At 73.2% G+C, this 3,219-nt stretch carries 2 protein-coding genes; one reads left to right on the top strand and one right to left on the bottom strand.

Annotated features, from left to right (window positions below):
- Positions 1-168: 168 nt before the first annotated feature.
- Positions 169-333: a hypothetical protein gene (locus ACFV0O_RS21975; protein WP_380344268.1), complete on the top strand. Its 165-nt coding sequence runs from the start codon at positions 169-171 to the stop codon at positions 331-333.
- A 135-nt stretch (positions 334-468) separates the two neighbouring features.
- Here ACFV0O_RS21975 and ACFV0O_RS21970 read toward each other — a convergent pair whose 3' ends face one another.
- Positions 469-3,078 (bottom strand): ABC transporter permease, encoded by a 2,610-nt coding sequence (locus tag ACFV0O_RS21970; protein WP_380344265.1) that lies wholly within the window; start codon positions 3,076-3,078, stop codon positions 469-471.
- Positions 3,079-3,219: the final 141 nt, after the last annotated feature.

Genomic DNA, 3,219 nt, shown 5'->3' with positions numbered 1-3,219 from the left:
CCTGACCTGGCGGTCCGCCCCCACCGCACCGCCCCGCCCGGCCCCCGCCGGCCGGGGCGGTGTCGTTTCGTCATGGGTGCGTCCTGAGTGCGTCACGGCCGGCACCCGCCCGGGCGCGGGCACCGTGCTCCGGGGTGGAACTGCCGATCACCCACCCATGGGGGGACCATGACCGTTCGCAGGCCTGCCGGGACCGCCGCCGCCGCACTGACGGTGCTCGCCGCCGCCGGGCTGCCGACCGCGTGCACCGACGACGCGGGGGCGGGCGCGCAGCCGGCGCCGACGGTCAGCCTGCAGCCCTCCGACCAGGGCGTGGTGTTCGCCGGGCCGTGAGGCGCGGAGCCCGGGGTGCCCGACACGCCGGGCCCCGAGCCGTGACACGCCGGGCCCCGGGCCGTGACACGCGGGAGCCCCCGGGACGGTTCGACCGAACCGTCCCGGGGGCTCCCGTTCCGCGTACGCCCCGGGCTACTCGCTCTTGATGGCGCCCAGGATGTCCAGCTTCGCCGCCTTGTACGCCGGCCAGAGGGCGGCCAGCAGGCCGACCACGGCGGCCGCGAGCAGGAAGGAGAGGATCTGCACCGGCGGGACCTCGGTGGTGATGCCCTTGAAGGTGTCCGCCAGGGTGCGCAGGCCCGCCCAGGCGACCACGACGCCGAGCACGACCCCGACCAGCCCGCCGAACAGCGCGATCAGCAGCGACTCCAGGCGGACCATCCGGCGGATGCCGAGCCGGTCCAGGCCGATCGCCCGCAGCATGCCGATCTCCCGGCGGCGCTCGAACACCGACATCGCCATGGTGTTGACCACACCGAGCACCGCGATCACCACGGACATCCCGAGCAGCCCGTACATCATGGTGAGGATGTCGGTGACGATCTGGCGGTTCTCCGCCTTGATGTCCTTCTCGCCCTTGACGGCGATCAGCGGGTTGCCGCCGGTCGCGTCGCGCAGCGCCTGCTTCAGCTTCTCGGTCGGGCCGTCGGTGCCCTTCACCAGGACCTTGTTCGGGCCGGTGCCCGGCGCGGCGTGCGGGCCGACCACGGCGTCGGGGGCGACGATCCCGTGCAGCGCGCTGCTGGACTCCAGGATGCCGCCGACGGTCAGCGAGCCCTTGGTGCCGTCCGGGTAGGTGAAGGCGAGGGTCTCGCCGAGCTTGTAGCGGCTGGTCCCGGAGTTCCCGGCGCTCACCAGCACCTTGCCCTGCTTGAGGGCGTCCGCGGCGCCCTCCTTGATCTTGAGCGTCGCCAGCTGGTCGATGGTGGCGGCGTCCACGCCGGTCAGCCACTCGGTGTCCGCGTCGTCCGCACCCTCCTGGCCGTCGGCGCCGGCCGCTCCGGCCGCACCGGCCGCACCGATCGTCACGGGGACGGTGCGGTCCACGCTCATCGCGCTGACGCCGGGCGCCTTGGCGATCTGGGTGGCGACCTCGGGGGAGAGCATCGAGTAGTTCTGCATGGTGACCGTGAAGTCGGCCTTGAGGTCGCTCGCGGTCGCCTTGTCCACGGCCTTGTTCACCGAGGCGCCGACCACGGTCAGCGCGGTGATCAGGGTGACGCCGATGGTCAGCGCCGAGGCGGTGGCCGCGGTACGGCGCGGGTTGCGGATCGCGTTCTCCTTGGCCAGCCGGCCCGGGGTGCCGTACAGCCCGCGCAGCAGCGGGGCGAACAGCGCGATCAGCGGGCGGGACAGCAGCGGGGTCAGCACGAACACGCCGATCAGCAGGGCGCCCGCGCCGGCGCCGACCAGCTTGACCTCCTTGCTCGCCGCACCCGCCGCCAGGCCGGCCGCGCCGGCCAGGGCGAAGACCAGACCGATGGTGTTGCGGACCACCAGGCTCTTCTGGGTGGCGGGCTGCTCGGAGGAACTCATCGCCGCCACCGGGGCGATCCGGGACGCGCGGCGGGCCGGGAGCCAGGCGGCGACCAGGGTCACCAGGACGCCGACCGCGATCGCGGCGACGACCGTGGCCGGGGCGATGACCAGCGGGCCGTCCGGCAGGTTGGCCTCCATCGGGCCGTTCAGCAGCGCCCGGAGCCCGGCGGCGATCCCGATGCCGGCCACCAGGCCGGCCACCGAGGCGGTCAGGCCGACCAGGACCGCCTCGATCTTCACGGAGCGGGTGATCTGCTTGCGGCTGGCGCCGATGGCCCGCAGCAGCGCGAGTTCCTTGGTGCGCTGGGCGACCAGCATGGTGAAGGTGTTGGCGATGATGAAGATGCCGACGAAGAGCGCGATGCCCGCGAAGACCAGCAGGGCGGTGCTCATGCCCTTGGTGCCCTGCTGGATCATCCGGTCCTGCTCGTCGGCCAGTTCGCGGCCGGTCCGGGCGTCGATGTTGTCGCCGTGCGGGACGGCCTGCTTGACGGCGGCGAGCAGCGCGGAGTCGTCGGTGCCCGGCTTGGCCTTGACGTCCAGCTCGCCGAACCGGCCCGGCGTGAGGTAGAGCTGCTGGGCGGTCGCGGTGTCGAAGGCGGCCAGCGAGCCGCCGGCCGTGACGCGCGGGTCGTTGGTGCGCAGGGTGCCGGTGAGCTTGAGCTCCATCACCGGGCCGTTGACGGCCACCCGCACGGTGTCGCCGACCTTGTACGCGCCCTTCTCGGCGGTCTTGGCGTCCAGCGCGATCTCGGTGGCGTTCTTCGGGCCGCGGCCCTCGACCAGCGGGTAGCGCGGGTCGGTTCCGTCGGCGCCCGGCACGTAGTTGGTGCCGGTGGTGGAGAAGCCGTTGCCGATCAGCGCGCCCTTCTTGTCGGCGATGCCGGCGAAGCCGCTGACGACGCCGCGCGCGTCAGCGGCGCCGGGCAGCGCGGCGACGGCCCGGCGGGTGTCCTCGGTGAGGGTCCGGCCGGTGCCGGCCTTCCCGCCGTGGTCGTAGCCGCGGCCGACCGCCTCCCGGTCGCTGACCGTGACGGCGATGTCGGTGTAGCTCTTGGAGTTCTGGGACCTGAGCGCGCTGCCGAGCGTGTCGGTGAAGACGAGTGTGCCGGCCACGAAGGCGGTGCCGAGCATGACGGCCAGCGTCGTCATGAGCAGTCGGCCCTTGTGGGCCAGCACATTGCGCAATGCGGTGCGGAACATGAGGGGTTGTCAGTCCTGGGGTGTTCGGGGGGCGGGTGGCTTCGGGGCTTCGGGCTGTCGGAGCGTCAGCTGGTGCGGCCCTTGGCGTCGAAGCGGCGCATGCGGTCCAGGACGGTGTCGGCGGTGGGGTGGTGGAGTTCG

The sequence above is a fragment of the Kitasatospora sp. NPDC059577 genome (assembly GCF_042735475.1).
GTDB lineage: Bacteria > Actinomycetota > Actinomycetes > Streptomycetales > Streptomycetaceae > Kitasatospora.
The sequence above is the reverse complement of the archived record's forward strand: the minus strand, read 5'-3'. Positions and strand labels throughout refer to the sequence as shown.

Excerpts from the sequence above, each read along its gene's own strand:
- ACFV0O_RS21975 (WP_380344268.1), top strand. The coding sequence starts at position 169 with ATGACCGTTCGCAGGCCTGCCGGGACCGCCGCCGCCGCACTGACGGTG.
- ACFV0O_RS21970 (WP_380344265.1), bottom strand. The coding sequence starts at position 3,078 with ATGTTCCGCACCGCATTGCGCAATGTGCTGGCCCACAAGGGCCGACTG.